This is a genomic window from Bradyrhizobium sp. T-1 (assembly GCF_053592855.1).
Genome location: NZ_CM132115.1, coordinates 6,892,272 through 6,906,111 on the forward strand (window position 1 = coordinate 6,892,272; position 13,840 = coordinate 6,906,111).

Annotated in this window: 14 protein-coding genes; 4 read left to right on the plus strand and 10 right to left on the minus strand. The window is 64.3% G+C overall.

Annotation, left to right across the window (positions count from 1 at the left end; genetic code table 11):
- Window position 1: 1 nt before the first annotated feature.
- On the plus strand, window positions 2-685 hold the full coding sequence (locus tag ACWAT4_RS32945) for a GntR family transcriptional regulator (RefSeq protein ID WP_449729057.1): 684 nt from the start codon (window positions 2-4) through the stop codon (window positions 683-685).
- Between the two features lie 4 nt (window positions 686-689).
- On the opposite strand, the gene ybaK is transcribed toward ACWAT4_RS32945, so the two are convergent.
- The 8 genes from ybaK to mobB all read right to left on the minus strand — a co-directional run bounded on the left by ybaK (window position 690) and on the right by mobB (window position 10,462).
- Window positions 690-1,163 (minus strand): Cys-tRNA(Pro) deacylase, encoded by a 474-nt coding sequence (gene ybaK / locus ACWAT4_RS32950; protein WP_212426961.1) that lies wholly within the window; start codon window positions 1,161-1,163, stop codon window positions 690-692.
- 224 nt (window positions 1,164-1,387) lie between these two features.
- Window positions 1,388-4,156, minus strand: coding sequence for a formate dehydrogenase subunit alpha (gene fdhF, locus ACWAT4_RS32955; RefSeq protein WP_449729058.1), 2,769 nt, complete (start codon window positions 4,154-4,156; stop codon window positions 1,388-1,390).
- Window positions 4,153-5,856, minus strand: coding sequence for an NADH-ubiquinone oxidoreductase-F iron-sulfur binding region domain-containing protein (locus ACWAT4_RS32960; RefSeq protein WP_449729059.1), 1,704 nt, complete (start codon window positions 5,854-5,856; stop codon window positions 4,153-4,155). Before ACWAT4_RS32960 ends, fdhF begins: the two co-directional genes overlap by 4 nt.
- A gap of 156 nt (window positions 5,857-6,012) precedes the next feature.
- On the minus strand, window positions 6,013-6,294 hold the full coding sequence (locus ACWAT4_RS32965) for a hypothetical protein (protein ID WP_212299897.1): 282 nt from the start codon (window positions 6,292-6,294) through the stop codon (window positions 6,013-6,015).
- 90 nt (window positions 6,295-6,384) lie between these two features.
- Window positions 6,385-8,040 carry an OFA family MFS transporter gene (locus ACWAT4_RS32970; protein ID WP_212299898.1) on the minus strand — a complete coding sequence of 552 codons (1,656 nt, stop codon included), beginning with the start codon at window positions 8,038-8,040 and terminating at the stop codon, window positions 6,385-6,387.
- Window positions 8,041-8,359: 319 nt separating this feature from the next.
- A complete protein-coding gene (locus ACWAT4_RS32975; protein WP_212299899.1) occupies window positions 8,360-8,623 on the minus strand; it encodes a sulfurtransferase TusA family protein in 264 nt (87 codons plus the stop codon).
- A gap of 45 nt (window positions 8,624-8,668) precedes the next feature.
- Window positions 8,669-9,925 carry a molybdopterin molybdotransferase MoeA gene (locus tag ACWAT4_RS32980; protein WP_212299900.1) on the minus strand — a complete coding sequence of 419 codons (1,257 nt, stop codon included), beginning with the start codon at window positions 9,923-9,925 and terminating at the stop codon, window positions 8,669-8,671.
- Between the two features lie 9 nt (window positions 9,926-9,934).
- Window positions 9,935-10,462 carry a molybdopterin-guanine dinucleotide biosynthesis protein B gene (mobB, locus tag ACWAT4_RS32985; RefSeq protein WP_212299901.1) on the minus strand — a complete coding sequence of 176 codons (528 nt, stop codon included), beginning with the start codon at window positions 10,460-10,462 and terminating at the stop codon, window positions 9,935-9,937.
- Window positions 10,463-10,569: 107 nt separating this feature from the next.
- Here mobB and fdhD point away from each other — a divergent pair, with 107 nt between their 5' ends.
- Both fdhD and mobA read left to right on the plus strand, forming a co-directional pair.
- Window positions 10,570-11,460 (plus strand): formate dehydrogenase accessory sulfurtransferase FdhD, encoded by an 891-nt coding sequence (fdhD, locus tag ACWAT4_RS32990; RefSeq protein WP_212299902.1) that lies wholly within the window; start codon window positions 10,570-10,572, stop codon window positions 11,458-11,460.
- Entirely contained in the window at window positions 11,447-12,082 is a 636-nt protein-coding gene (gene mobA, locus ACWAT4_RS32995; RefSeq protein WP_212299903.1) for a molybdenum cofactor guanylyltransferase MobA, read from the plus strand. Before fdhD ends, mobA begins: the two co-directional genes overlap by 14 nt.
- 6 nt (window positions 12,083-12,088) lie before the next feature.
- Here the strand turns inward: mobA and ACWAT4_RS33000 are convergent, their stop codons facing one another.
- Entirely contained in the window at window positions 12,089-12,424 is a 336-nt protein-coding gene (locus ACWAT4_RS33000; RefSeq protein ID WP_249154492.1) for a hypothetical protein, read from the minus strand.
- 73 nt (window positions 12,425-12,497) lie between these two features.
- On the opposite strand from ACWAT4_RS33000, the gene ACWAT4_RS33005 reads away from it, so the two are divergent.
- Window positions 12,498-12,743 carry a hypothetical protein gene (locus tag ACWAT4_RS33005; RefSeq protein ID WP_449729060.1) on the plus strand — a complete coding sequence of 82 codons (246 nt, stop codon included), beginning with the start codon at window positions 12,498-12,500 and terminating at the stop codon, window positions 12,741-12,743.
- Here ACWAT4_RS33005 and ACWAT4_RS33010 read toward each other — a convergent pair.
- Complete coding sequence (locus tag ACWAT4_RS33010; RefSeq protein WP_449729061.1) at window positions 12,710-13,837, minus strand: FAD-dependent monooxygenase; 1,128 nt, start codon at window positions 13,835-13,837, stop codon at window positions 12,710-12,712. The two genes, ACWAT4_RS33005 and ACWAT4_RS33010, sit on opposite strands and share 34 nt — an antisense overlap.
- Window positions 13,838-13,840: the final 3 nt, after the last annotated feature.

Sequence of the window (13,840 nt, forward strand, 5' to 3'; positions counted from 1 at the left end):
CATGGCAAGGCGCCCGGCAAGAGCAGGCGGATCGATCACGCGCGGCGCCGGCGTCGCGCTGGGCGAAGCCGTATTCCGCTCGCTTTGCGAGGCGCTTCAGGCTGGCAATTATCGCGCCGGCGATCGTCTCCGCGAGGAGGAAGTGGCGCAGCGGCTGAAGGTCAGCCGCACGCCGGTGCGCGAAGCGCTGGGGCGCCTCGCGGCACGCGGCTTCGTCGAGCCGGCCGGCGGGCGCGGGTTGATTGTCCGCAACCTCGACATATCCGAGGTACTCGAGCTCTACGCCATGCGCGAGATCATGGAGGGTGCGGCCGCACGGCTCGCTGCCGAACATGCTTCGGCGCCCGAGGTCGACGCACTCAGGGATATCGAGCAGGCCCTTGTCGAGGCGTCCGCGACCGACGCCGCCGAGATGGCGAAGCTCAACCGCACCTTTCATGAAGCGATCTGCCGCGCCGCGCGCAACCGTTATCTCGACAATGCCTCGCGCGAATTGCAGGACTGGATCGCCCTGCTCGGCCCGACCACTTTCACGATAACCGGCCGTCCCTCGACCAGCCACGGCGAGCACCAGGCCATCATCGACGCCATCGCCGCGCGCAACGGCGACAAGGCCGAACAGCTCGCGCGCGCGCATATTCGCGAGGCGCTGCGCTGCCGGCTGAAGCTGCTTCAGAAGCAGTAGGCGCTCACGCCAGCACGTCCGCGGCGACGGCTTTCGTGACGTCCTTCACATCGCTGGGCTTGAGCCGCACCTGCAAGCCGCGCTGGCCGCCATTGAGATAGACCAGATCATGCGCGAGTGCGCTCAGCTCGATCACAGTGCCGACCTTCCTGCGCTGCCCGAACGGGCTGATGCCGCCGACCTTGTAGCCGGTGAGGCGCTCGGCCTCGGGCGGCTTCATCATCTGCGCCGACTTGCCGCTGACGGCTGCGGCGAGCTTCTTCATCGAGACTTCCTGGTCGGAAGGAACGACGACGCAGACCGGCTTGCCGTCCACCAATGCCATCAGCGTCTTGAGGACGCGCGCGGGATCCTCACCGAGTGCAGCGGCGGCCTGCAGGCCGATGCTCTCGGCGTCGGGATCGTAGTCGTAGGTGTGAACGGTGAAGGCAACACCGGCGGCCGTGAGCGCGCGCGTGGCGGGAGTGACTTTGGACATGGGTCATGTCTACCACCGTCGTTGGCGCGAAGCGACACAGACGCCGCACACTCAGTCGTCGTCCCGGCGAAGGCCGGGACCCATAACCCCAGGGAGTAGTTTGGCGAATACTCGTCGTCCGGGAGTGCTGCCTCCCACAACCGATGGATTCCGCGGTGGGTCCCGGCCTTCGCCGGGACGACGACTGGGGATTACGCGGCCACCGTGACCACGGACTGCGAAGCCTACTCCGCCGCGTCCCGCATCTCCGCGCGTTCGGCCCTCGCCGCGCAGAACTTGAATTCCGGGATTTTTCCGAACGGATCGAGTGCCGGATTGGTCAACAGATTCGCTGCCGCTTCCGCGTAGCAGAATGGCATGAACACCATGTTCTCCGGTACGTCGCGGTCGGAGCGGACCTTGACCTCGACCGCGCCGCGGCGGGTTTCGAGGCGAATGAAGTCGCCGGGCGCGAGCTGCTTCTTGCGCATGTCCTTCGGCGACATGAACGCAACCGCCTCCGGCTCGATCTGGTCGAGCACCTGCGCCCGGCGCGTCATCGAGCCGGTGTGCCAGTGCTCCAGCACGCGGCCGGTCGACAGCACCATCGGATATTCATCGTCCGGAATCTCGTCCGGCGGGATGACATGAGCCGGCACGATCTTGCCGCGGCCACTCGCGGTCGGGAAGCCCGTGGTGAAGATGATCTCATTGCCGGGCTTGTTGGGATCGTCGGCCGGATAGGTGACAGCGCCTTCGCGCACCAGCCGCTCCCAGCTGATGTTTTTGAGCGAGGGCATCAGCTCCGCCATCTCTGTGTAGACCTCGCCGGGACCGGAGTAGTTCCAGGGCAGGCCCATGCGCTTGCCGATCTCCTGGATGATCCAGAGATCCTGCCGCGCATCGCCGGGCGGCTTGATCACCTGACGCGCGAGCTGCACCCGGCGATCGGTGTTGGTGAACGAGCCGTCCTTCTCCGCGAAAGCCGAGGCCGGCAGGATGACATCGGCGTGGAACGCGGTCTCGGTGACGAAGAGATCCTGCACCACGAGATGATCGAGCATGGCGAGCGCCTGGCGCGCGTGCTGCAGATCGGGATCGGACATCGCGGGGTTCTCGCCCTCGATATACATGCCCTTGATCTCGCCAGCGTGGATCGCATTCATGATCTCGACCACGGTCAGGCCGCGGACGGGATCGAGATCCTGCTGCCAAAGCTTTTCGAAACTGCCGCGCAGATCGTCACGGCCGACCGGCTGGTAGTCCGGCAGGAACATCGGGATCAGGCCGGCGTCAGAGGCGCCCTGCACGTTGTTCTGGCCGCGCAGCGGATGCAGGCCTGTGCCGGGGCGTCCGACCTGGCCGGTGATCAGCGCCAGCGCAATCAGGCAGCGCGCATTGTCGGTCCCGTGGACGTGCTGGCTGATCCCCATACCCCAGAAGATGATCGAGGATTTGGCACGCGCATAGGTACGCGCGACCTCGCGCAGCGTCTGCGCCGGGATGCCGCAGATCGCTTCCATCTTCTCCGGCGTGAACTCCTTGATCTTGTCCTTGAGGTCTTCGAAGCCCTCGGTGTAGCCGGCGATGTACTGGTCGTCAGTCAAGCCTTCGGTGATGATGGTGTTGATCATCGCGTTCAGCATGGCGACGTCGGAGCCGGGCTTGAACTGCAGATGCTTGGTGGCGTGACGCGACAGCGTCTGCCGGCGCGGATCCATCACGAACAGCTTGGCGCCGTTCTGCTTGACCGCGTTCTTGATGAAGGTCGCTGCGACCGGATGGTTCACGGTCGGGTTGGCGCCGATCACGATGATGACCTCTGCGTCCATCGCGGCCGAGAACGGTGCCGACACCGCGCCCGAGCTCAGGCCCTCGAACAGCGCGGCGACTGACGAGGCATGGCACAGACGGGTGCAGTGGTCGACATTGTTCGAACCAAAGCCGGTGCGCACCAGCTTCTGGAACAGATAGGCTTCTTCGTTCGAGCCCTTGGCCGAGCCGAAGCCGGCCAATGCCTTCACGCCCTTCTCGTCGCGGATCTTGACGAGGCCCTTGGCGGCGATGTCGAGCGCTTCATCCCAGCTCGCTTCACGGAAATGGGTGAAGGGGTTGGCGGGGTCGACCTGATCGTTGGAATCCTTCTTCGCATTCGGCAGCCGCACCAGCGGCTTGGTCAGGCGATGCGGATGGTGGATGTAGTCGAAGCCGAAGCGGCCCTTGACGCAAAGACGGTTGTGATTGGCAGGGCCGTCGCGGCCCTCGGCATAGATCACCTTCTCGTCCTTGACCTCGTAGGTCACCTGGCAGCCCACGCCGCAGAACGGGCAGAGCGAATCCACCTTCTTGTCGGCATAGGTGACGCGGGTCTGCTTGTCGTCGAGCATCACGGCCGGCATCAGCGCGCCGGTCGGGCACGCCTGCACGCACTCGCCGCAGGCGACGCATGTGGACTCGCCCATGGGATCGTCGAAGTCGAACACGATCTTGGCGCCGTGATTGCGGTAGGCCATACCGATGACATCGTTGACCTGGACCTCGCGGCAGGCGCGCACGCAGAGGCCGCACTGAATGCAGGCATCGAGATTGACGCGCATCGCCGGATGGCTGGCGTCGGTCTCCCAGCGCTCGGCGGCGGGGAAGCGGCTCTCGGTGACGCCCGTTGTCTCGGCCCAATGCCAGAACTTCGAATCCGGATCGTGCGAGGTCTCGCGCGCCGGCTGGTCGGCGACCAGCAGCTCCATCACCATCTTCTGCGCGGAGACCGCGCGCGCGGATTCGGTCTTCACCTTCATGCCGACCGACGGCGTGCGTTTGCAGGAGGCGGCAAGTACACGTTCGCCCTCGATCTCGACCATGCAGGCGCGACAATTGCCGTCGGGGCGATAGTCCGGCGCGGGCGAATAGCACAGATGCGGGATCTCGCGGCCCTGACGTTTTGCGACCTGCCAGATCGTCTCGCCGGGTTTGGCCTCGACCTGCTTGCCGTCGAGCTCGAACGTAATTTTCGTCATTCGGCCGCGTCCTTGAACTCGTCAGGGAAATATTTGATCACGGAGGACAACGGATTCGATGCCGCCTGTCCGAGCCCGCAGATCGAGGCATCACGCATCGCCTGGCTCAATTCCTCCAGCAGCGCGCGGTTCCAGACCGGCTTCTGCATCAGCTGTGCCGCCTTCTGGGTTCCGACGCGGCACGGCGTACACTGGCCGCAGCTCTCATCCTCGAAGAACTTCATCAGGTTCAGCGCGGCGGCACGAACGCTGTCCTTCTGCGACAGGATCACGATCGCGGCCGAGCCGATGAAGCAGCCGTATTTCTCCAGCGTACCGAAATCGAGCGGGATGTTGTCCATCGTGGCCGGCAGAATGCCGCCGGACGCGCCGCCCGGAAGATATGCATAGAACTGATGGCCGTCGGCCATGCCGCCGCAATATTCGTCGATCAGTTCGCGCACGGTGATGCCCGCAGGCGCGAGCTTCATGCCGGGGTTCTTGACGCGGCCGGAGACCGAGAAGCTGCGCAGTCCATGGCGCTCGTGGCGGCCATTGCCCTTCCACCAGTCGGCGCCCTTCTCGATGATGTCGCGCACCCACCACAACGTCTCGATGTTGTTGATCAGCGTCGGCAGGCCGAACAGGCCGACCTGGAACGGATAAGGCGGCTTGTGCCGCGGCAGGCCGCGCTTGCCCTCGATGCTTTCGAGCAGCGAGGACTCTTCACCGCAGATATAGGCGCCGGCGCCGCGGCGCATGTGCAGCGTCGGGCCGCCCGCGGGAAGCTTCGCGATCTCCCGCTCGAGAATCTCGCGCGAAGCCGGATATTCGTCGCGCAGATAGATGTAAACGTCGGAGGCCTGCACCACATGCGCGCCGATCAGCATGCCCTCGATGAAACGGTGCGGATCGGTCTCGAGATAATAGCGATCCTTGAACGTGCCGGGTTCGCCTTCGTCGCCGTTGATCGCCATCAGCCGCGGACCGGGCTCACCGAGCACCGCGCGCCATTTGCGACCCGTCGGGAAGCCGGCGCCGCCGAGGCCGCGCAACGAGGCGTCATCGAGCCCCTTCAGCAGATCGTCCTTCGACAGTTCGCCGGAGCGCACACGCCCCAGCAGCTTGTAGCCGCCGCCGGCGACATAGGCGTCGTAGTCCATGTACTTGGGCAGATGCGCGTGGGTCTCGCCGGCCTTCGCCGCCGCCATCACGTTGGCGACGGTGGCATAGTCGACGAAGTTGTGCCCGACTTCCGCGGCCGGCGCCGTATCGCAGCGGCCGACGCAGGGTGCGCGCACGACCCGGATGCCGGGACCGGACGCGCTCTGCAGATCCTCGAGCAGCTTCTCACCGCCGAGCATGGCGCAGGTGAGCGAGTCGCAAACGCGGATCGTCAGCGGCGCGACGTCAGGCTCGCCTTCCTTCACCACATCGAAGTGCGCATAGAAGGTGGCGGTCTCGAACACTTCGGCAAAGGCTAGCTTCATCTCGTCGGCAAGCGCGGCGAGATGGGCGGCCGATATCTGGTGATACTTGTCCTGGATCAGGTGGAGATATTCGATCAGAAGATCGCGCCGCCGCGGGCGATCGCCGAGCAATTGCTCGATCTCATGCGAGGCTGTCGGGTCGACTTGGCGGCCCTTGGGCGTGGCCTTGGCTCGCTTCCGTCCCTCGCCCGGATGCTCGAACGAGCGGACCTCATGCACGTCGTGGCTCATCGATCGTCTCGTAAACCTTCTTTAGAACACGTCCAACCCTAACCTTTGGCATACCAGATGCCAAGAGAATTTCGTCGTTTAGATAAGCATTTAAGGGGGCATGCGGCCAACGAGCCCCATGTCCTTCACGCCAAACTCTTCGCGGGAACCCTGGACTCAGCTCTTGTTCATGCACTCTTCGATGTAGAACCAGCGGTCATCGCCGGTCAGGCCCTTAGATTTCACCTCGCCGCGGCAGGCCTTGAGCTTCGGCTTGTTGGCCGACCACTTGGCCTTCATGTCCTTCAGCTTCTGCATCGTGAGCTTGATCTTGCCCGGCTTGGCTTCGGTCGCCGCGGCCGGCGCCGTCGTGGCAGGCGCCGCCGCGGTCTGCGCGGACGCGACATGAACGCTTGCAGCCAGCAGCATGGCGGCAAGGCAGATTCGGGTACGAAGCATAGGAATCCCCTTAGGTCCCATTCTCAATCATTTTGTCAGGCAAGCACCGCAGGTGGCTGGTGTCAGCCTCCCGCGGTGGTGGGATTGCGATCAGAAGATCTTGACGGCACTTTCCAACGTCTTCCAGACGCCCCAGGCCAGGGGAACGCCGACGAAGGCCCAGAACAATGCCGCCTTGGCGTCCAGGCCGCCCCTGCCAATGCCGAACGAGCCATGCTGGATCGCCGCTTCGCTCTTTGCGCTGGCCGCCTGCAAGCGGGCGACTTCCTCGTGGCTCATGTTCCACTTGGGATCGACGGGCTTGATCAGATAGTTGCAGATCAGGCCGGCAATCAGCATGGCGCAGAGGATGTACATGGTCGTGTTGTAGAGTTGATCACGCGGCACACCGGCGGCGAGTTGGAACTCTCGGATGTAGTTCACCACCACAGGACCGATGATGCCTGCGGTCGACCACGCCGTCAGCAGCCGGCCATGGATGGCACCGACGAACTGGGTGCCGAACATGTCGGCGAGATAGGCCGGCACGGTCGCGAAGCCGCCACCATACATCGACAGGATGATGCCGAAGCCGACCACGAACAGCAGCTTCGAGCCCATCGCCGCAAAGGTCGGCGCGAGTGCGTAGAGCGCGATGCCGAGCAGGAAGAACGTGTAGTAGGTGTTCTTGCGGCCGAGATAGTCCGACAGCGAGGCCCAGAAGAACCGGCCGGCGATGTTGAACAGCGATAGCAGACCGGCAAAGCCCGCCGCGATGCCAGCGATGACGGTCTTCTGCTCAGTCGAGAGCTGGCTGAAAGTCAGATCGGGCAGACCGATCAGCTTACCGGCAAAGATCTCCTGCAACATCGGCGAGGCCATGCCGATCACGCCGATGCCGGCCGACACGTTGAGGCAGAGCACCCACCAGATCAACCAGAACTGCGGCGTCTTGTGCGCGTTGTCGAGATGCACATGGTGCTCGGTGATCATCGACTTCTTTTCGCTCGGTGGCGTCCAGCCCTCGGGCTGCCAGCCGACCGGGATCACGCGATAGGCAAACGCGCCGATCATCATGAAGACGAAGTAGATGACGCCCATCGCGACGAACGTCTCCCAGACGCCGACTGAGGTCGGCGTCTTGAAATAGTTGATCAGCAGGTTGGCGAGTGGCGCACCGATCATCGCGCCGCCGCCGAAGCCCATGATGGCCATGCCGGTCGCCATGCCGCGACGGTCGGGGAACCATTTCACCAGCGTCGACACCGGCGAGATGTAGCCGAGGCCGAGGCCGACACCGCCGATCACGCCGCAGCCAAGCCACATGATCCAGAGCTGGTGGACATAGACGCCGAACGCGCCAATCAGAAGACCGCCGCCCCAGCAGCAGGCGGCGACGGCACCGGCCTTGCGCGGCCCGGCGCGCTCGAGCCAGCCGCCCCAGATCGCGGCGGAGACGCCGAGCAACACGAAGAACAGGGTGTACATCCACCCCAGGCTCGCGACCTTCCAGTCGCAAGTCGTGGTGAACAGCTCCTGCCACAGCGACATGTCGGGGCACGCCTTGCTCTGCGTGATGCCGATCGCACGCGACAACGGCAGCCAGAACACCGAGAAGCCATAGGCCATGCCGATGCAGAGATGGATGCAGAGCGCGGCCGGCGGCACCAGCCAGCGATTGAAGCCGGCCTTCGCAACCGTATGTTCGCGATCGAAAAGTCCCGCGCCAGCGCCTGAAATGCTTCCAGCGCCTTCGATAGTCGTCATGCACCCCTCCCCCTGCAGTCGCCCTTCTGAGCGAGACTGCCGCTACGATCCTGTACCTCAGCCCCTTGCGGCACAGCGATTGTCCCTGCTGCCCCGCACAATCACCCGACACGCGCCAGATCCGTCACGCGTGTCTGAAAAGTTAACCCCTCGAACGAGGGTCTATGCCCGATACGATTTGCAGGCTTCGTGCGCGGCCCGCTGCCCCGCGTATCGCGGACAAGACTCAACCTCCGCGCCTGCGCGCGCAAAGTCAATTGGGGCAGAAGCCGCGATCGATGTCGATAGTTAAATGGTCGGTATCCGCGCGGTAACGCGCTCAAGAACGCAGCGCAGCATTGGCGCTGTCTATCGAGCCATTCGCTTTTTCTATCAAGAACACGATGCGCGCGTCGTTGCGCTCGGTGATCTCCACCGTATCGCCGGTCTCGCGGATCAGGTTCGGAATGTCAATCACCGACAAGGGATCAGTGCAGTACACTTCGAGCTGATCGCCCGGCTGCAATGGTTTCAACGCCTTGCGTGTTTTCAAGGCTGGGAGCGGGCATTTCAGCCCGGTGAGGTCGAGCGTCGTTCGGGTCATGACCGCAACATGGCGGGAGGGATCGCGGACGTCAACGCAAGGGCTTCAGAGCAGACCCGCGTAGGACAGGAAACCTACGCTCTCGCCTGGCTCGACGCGCGTGACGCCTTCACCCAGTTCAATCAGGCCGTCAGTCTCCACCAACGATGACAGCAACCCGGCGCCTTCGCGCGGAAACTTGACGGCTTCCAGCGCGCCGTCCTGCGCGCGCCGCAAGGAGACGCGCACATATTCGCGACGGCCCGGCTTCTTCTTGTAGCTGAACGCCGCGCGCAGCGGGATCGGCAACAGTGGTTCCGGCAAACTGCCGGCGAGCGCCAGCACCGTCGGCCGCACCACATGGACGAATGTGACGAAACTCGCGACGGGATTGCCGGGCAATCCGACCAGCGGTGTCCCGTCGATGATGCCCATCGCCACGGGCCGGCCAGGCTTGATCGCCATCCGCCACAGCACGAGTGAGCCGACGCTTTCGACCGCCGCCTTGACGTGGTCTTCCTCGCCGGTCGAGACGCCGCCGGTGGTCAGGATCAGATCATGGTGGCCCGCAACCTGCTTCAATCCGCTCGCGAGCGACGCACGCTCGTCGCGCAAGATGCCGAGATCGGAGACCTCGCAGCCGAGCCGCCGCAGCATCGCCATCAGCATGAAGCGGTTGGAATCGAACAGCTGCGAGGCCGCGCGCGGCTCACCTGGCGAGGCCAGTTCGTCGCCGGTCGAGAACACGGCGACACGGATACGCCTGACGACATCAAGCCGGGTCAGACCGAAGGCGGCGGCAAGCGCAACATGCTGCGGCCGCAGCCGCTGGCCGGCGCGCAGAGCGACCTGCCCCAGCGGGATATCCTCTCCAGCCGGGCGCACATTGGCGCCTCGCTTCAGCCCGGGTGGCAGCACGACCTTGCCTGATTCGTCGATACGAACGTCTTCCTGCATGAAGACGGTCTCGGCGCCCGGCGGCATCGGCGCGCCCGTGAAGATACGCGCCGTATGGCCGGGCTTGATCGGCGCCTGCGCAAGGCCGCCAGCCTGGATGCGGCCATCGAGCGGGAATGCCTGTTCTGTTTTCCCGGGGAGGTCGGCATTGCCCACGGCGTAGCCGTCGACAGCCGAGTTGGTGAAAGGCGGCAGCGGCAGCGGCGCCACGATATCGTGTGCGAGCACGCGCCCGTCGGCCTCAACCAGCGCCACAGTCTCGATATCGGCAATCGCGCTGACGCGGGCCGTGATCAGGCCAACGGCCTCGTCGACCGACATCATCGGTCCGCCGAAGGCAAAACAATCATCCGATAGCTGCGCCATGGTGCCTCGTCAGCGCATCGCGGCGCTTCTTGCAACTGCTTCCTCGACCGGCATCGCCGCACGCAGGAGCAATGCCGCGGCAGCCTCGATATCGTCGAGATGGACCGTCGGCAGTCGGGTTTCAACCTTGGCGTCGGTCGCAATTCCGGCAATGCCGGGATCGTCGGGAAACAGCAGCGGCTTGTCGTTAGCGGCGCGATGCACCTCGATCTTGCGATGCGGCTCGCGCTTGAAGCCTTCGACCACCACGAGATCGACGGCGGACAATTTGCCCAAGAGTTCCGGGAGCCGCGGTTCGGCTGCACCACGCAATTCGTGCATCAGGGCCCAGCGGTTCGACGAAGCCACCAGCACCTCAGCCGCCCCCGCCTCGCGATGGCGCCAGGAATCCTTGCCGGGCACATCGACGTCGAACTGGTGATGCGCATGCTTGATGACTGAGACGCGCAACCCCTGCGCGTTGAAATGCGGAATCAGCCGCGTCAACAACGTTGTCTTGCCCGCACCACTCCAACCCGCAAGGCCGATGACTTTCATCGCAACTCAATCTCCGCCGACTGCATCACGCGTCCGGAACCACCTTCTCCATCGTCGTGAGCATGCTTATATCGGCTTGAACCGATTGTCATGCTAACGTCGCCCCCATGATGAAGATCGACAAAGCCCCGGTACCCCTGATTGTCCCCAACCCCGACGACCCCCGTCTGACCCAGAGCGTGACCGGGACAGACCAGACCGGTGCCAAGGTCGAGATCAAGGTGCCGATGGAACGGCCGCTGACGCTCTACCTGAATTCGCAGGAGATCGTCACCATGATGACGATCGGCGACTATCCCGAATATCTGGCGCTCGGCTACCTGCTGAACCAGAACATGCTGAAATATAATGATGCCGTCACCGAGGTCGAATACGACGACGACCTCCAGGTCGTCGTCGTGCGCACCTCACATCACACCAATTTCGAAGCTAAGCTGAAAAAGCGGACCCAGACCTCGGGCTGCGCGCAGGGCACCGCCTTCGGCGACCTGCTCGAGGCGGTTGAGAGTGTCGCGTTGCCGAAGGCCGAGCTGCGCACGTCCTGGCTTTACCAGATGACCCAGACCATCAACACCATGCCCTCGCTCTATCTGGAGGCCGGCGCGATCCATGGCTGCGTGCTGTGCAAGGAAGGCGAGCCGCTCTGCTACACAGAAGACGTTGGCCGCCACAATGCCGTCGACAAGATCGCGGGCTGGATGTACCGCCACGGCGTCGATCCTTCCGACAAGATCCTCTACACCACGGGACGCCTCACCTCAGAGATGGTGATCAAGACCGTGCGGATGGGCATTCCAATCCTGGTGTCGCGCTCCGGCTTCACAGCCTGGGGCGTCGATCTCGCGAGACAAGTGGGGCTGACGCTGGTGGGACGCACCCGCGGAAAGCGCTTCATCGCACTCGCGGGCGAGGAACGGATCGTCTACGACCAGAATCTCGCTTACGTCGAGGAAGAGTCGGCGAAGCACAAGCGCAAGGGTGAAGGTGGTGACGACTGACATTCCGGCCACACAAGGCGTGCTGCTTGCTGGTGGCCTTGCGCGCCGCATGGGCGGCGGCGACAAGCCGATGCGGACCATCGGCGGCCGCACCATTTTGGAGCGCGTGATCGCGCGCCTCGCACCCCAGTGCGACGGATTGATCCTCAACGCGAATGGCGATCCTACGCGTTTCGCCGCGTTCGGCCTGCAGGTCATCGCAGACGACGTGCCCGGCTTCCCCGGCCCGCTCGCCGGCATTTTGGCCGCGCTCGACTGGACCGCGATGAACCGGCCTGACCTCGAATGGGTGCTCAGCGCCGCCGGCGACTGTCCGTTCCTGCCGCGCGATCTCGTCGCGCGCCTGCATGAGGCACGAACGCGAGAGAGCGCGCAGCTCGCGGTCGCCGCATCCGGCGACCAGTCGCATCCGGTGATCGGCCTGTGGCGCGTCACCTTGCGCAACGAGCTGCGTCACGCACTGGTCGTCGAGGATCTCCGCAAAATCGACCGCTGGACCGCACGCTATCCGCTGGCGACGGTGACCTGGGCGGCCGAGCCGATCGACCCGTTCTTCAATGCCAATACGGTCGAGGACATCGCCGACGCCGAGCGTCTGGCGGCGCTGGATGACGCGGCCTGAGCCGCTTTACGATTTTGGGAATTCGTTGAGAAGCTGCGCCCAGATGATCGCGAAGGCGATGAGGCCGGCAACGCCGACCAGGATCGTGAACCGCGGCAGCCGGTTGATCGCGACCAGCAGCCAGGCCGGCAGGAAGAACAGCCCAAAAATCATGCCGAGCGGAAATACCGCGAGCCACTGAAAGCCGGTGCCGTCACCCTGCGGGACATGGGCGATCGCATAGAACGTATAGAGCCAGAACAGCGTGCCGGCCGCCGCCAGAAGGGCGGCGATCTTGCGGAAATTAAGGGGTGTCAACGCGGTCATGGCCTGGCTCATGCCCTTGGTCGCGGCGATGGCCATCCCAGTTCATGGGAGCATCGAACCGGTCTGAGGTGAGCTGCGACTACCGATCGGGACACGCCTCGGATCAGTCATGATCGACCCCCTCCTGAACGCCATCTTCACAGTCGTCGATTTCGTGTTCGACCTTTCGATCGCGATCGATCGCACCAAACGGCTGGGCCGACAGGCCACAGGCAGCGACAAGATCGTCGATGTCCCTCCGGACCCAAAGCCCTTGCCGCCAGCCGCACAGCGTGCGCTCGCGGAAGCCGAGGAGCGGGAACGCGCCCGTGAGGCGGCAGCTCAAGCCGCCAGCGGCACCGACCAGGCATCGTAGCCGTAAACCCAGCTCGTATCGGTCCGCTGCTTCAGCCAGATATTGGCGCGCGAGGTCTCCTGCACCCGTGTGGTCCGCACCTTGCGCGTCGCCTCGTAGCGGCGAAAGGCATCTGCAACGCCGTCACGGTCGACGCCGTCGAGGCAGCGTGACAGCACGGCAGCATCCTCGATCGCCATCGCCGCGCCCTGCGCCATATAGGGTGTCATGGGATGGCAGGCGTCTCCTAACAGCGTGACCTTGCCGTCAGCCCAGCGATCGAGCGCCTCGCGATCCATGATCGCCCATTTATGCACGTCGGGACACGCTGCGAGCACCTGCGTAACCTGCGGATGAAAGCCCTCGAACGAGGCGCGCAGGTCGCGCACATCGCCCTTCGCCGACCAGGACTCGATGCGAAAGTTCGGCTCGGGCTGGCTGGTGACGAGATAGACCTCACTTCGATCCGGCTTGACGTAATAGATCACGATGTGACGATCCTCGCCCCACCATTTGGTGCAATCGTCGATCGCCTCACCGAGCAATGCGGCGGGATAGGTGGTGCGATAGGCAATGCGGCCGGTGAATGTGACCGGCGCAGTATAGAACAAAATGTCACGCACCGCCGAATGCACGCCGTCGGCGCCGACCACGGCATCGGCAACGACGCTGGCACCGTCGGCAAAGCTCAGCCGGACTCCTTCGCTGGTCTCGTCGAGGCCGACGAGCTTGTGATTGAGCCTCACAAACTCATCCGGCACCACGCTCGCCAGCGCCGCATGGAGATCGCCACGATGCGCCAGCAGATAGGGCGCGCCAAACCTCTCTTCTGCGCTCTCGCCAAAGATCATGTCGAACTTGATGTCACCGCTCTTCCAGTCGCGGTTGTTCCATGAGCGCGGATAGAACGCGTGCTGGCGCATCCGCGCCTCCAGCCCAAGCTCGCGCAGCACCTTCATGGCATTGCAGCCGATCTGGATGCCGGCGCCGATGCGGGCGAACCGGGAGGCCTGCTCGTAGACCATCACGTCGATGCCGACGCGCCTGAGCGCCGCAGCGGTCGCAAGCCCGCCCATGCCGGCCCCCACGATCGCAACCGAAAGCGGCCTTGCCATCGC

Bases quoted from the DNA above. Each gene is read 5' to 3' on its own strand.
- ACWAT4_RS32970 (WP_212299898.1), bottom strand. From the start codon at position 8,040: ATGACGACTATCGAAGGCGCTGGAAGCATTTCAGGCGCTGGCGCGGGA.
- ACWAT4_RS32975 (WP_212299899.1), bottom strand. From the start codon at position 8,623: ATGACCCGAACGACGCTCGACCTCACCGGGCTGAAATGCCCGCTCCCA.
- ACWAT4_RS33000 (WP_249154492.1), bottom strand. From the start codon at position 12,424: ATGGCCATCGCCGCGACCAAGGGCATGAGCCAGGCCATGACCGCGTTG.
- ACWAT4_RS32945 (WP_449729057.1), top strand. From the start codon at position 2: ATGGCAAGGCGCCCGGCAAGAGCAGGCGGATCGATCACGCGCGGCGCC.
- ACWAT4_RS33010 (WP_449729061.1), bottom strand. From the start codon at position 13,837: ATGGCAAGGCCGCTTTCGGTTGCGATCGTGGGGGCCGGCATGGGCGGG.
- ACWAT4_RS33005 (WP_449729060.1), top strand. From the start codon at position 12,498: ATGATCGACCCCCTCCTGAACGCCATCTTCACAGTCGTCGATTTCGTG.
- ACWAT4_RS32960 (WP_449729059.1), bottom strand. From the start codon at position 5,856: ATGAGCCACGACGTGCATGAGGTCCGCTCGTTCGAGCATCCGGGCGAG.
- fdhF (WP_449729058.1), bottom strand. From the start codon at position 4,156: ATGACGAAAATTACGTTCGAGCTCGACGGCAAGCAGGTCGAGGCCAAA.
- fdhD (WP_212299902.1), top strand. From the start codon at position 10,570: ATGATGAAGATCGACAAAGCCCCGGTACCCCTGATTGTCCCCAACCCC.
- ACWAT4_RS32965 (WP_212299897.1), bottom strand. From the start codon at position 6,294: ATGCTTCGTACCCGAATCTGCCTTGCCGCCATGCTGCTGGCTGCAAGC.
- ACWAT4_RS32980 (WP_212299900.1), bottom strand. From the start codon at position 9,925: ATGGCGCAGCTATCGGATGATTGTTTTGCCTTCGGCGGACCGATGATG.
- mobB (WP_212299901.1), bottom strand. From the start codon at position 10,462: ATGAAAGTCATCGGCCTTGCGGGTTGGAGTGGTGCGGGCAAGACAACG.
- ybaK (WP_212426961.1), bottom strand. From the start codon at position 1,163: ATGTCCAAAGTCACTCCCGCCACGCGCGCGCTCACGGCCGCCGGTGTT.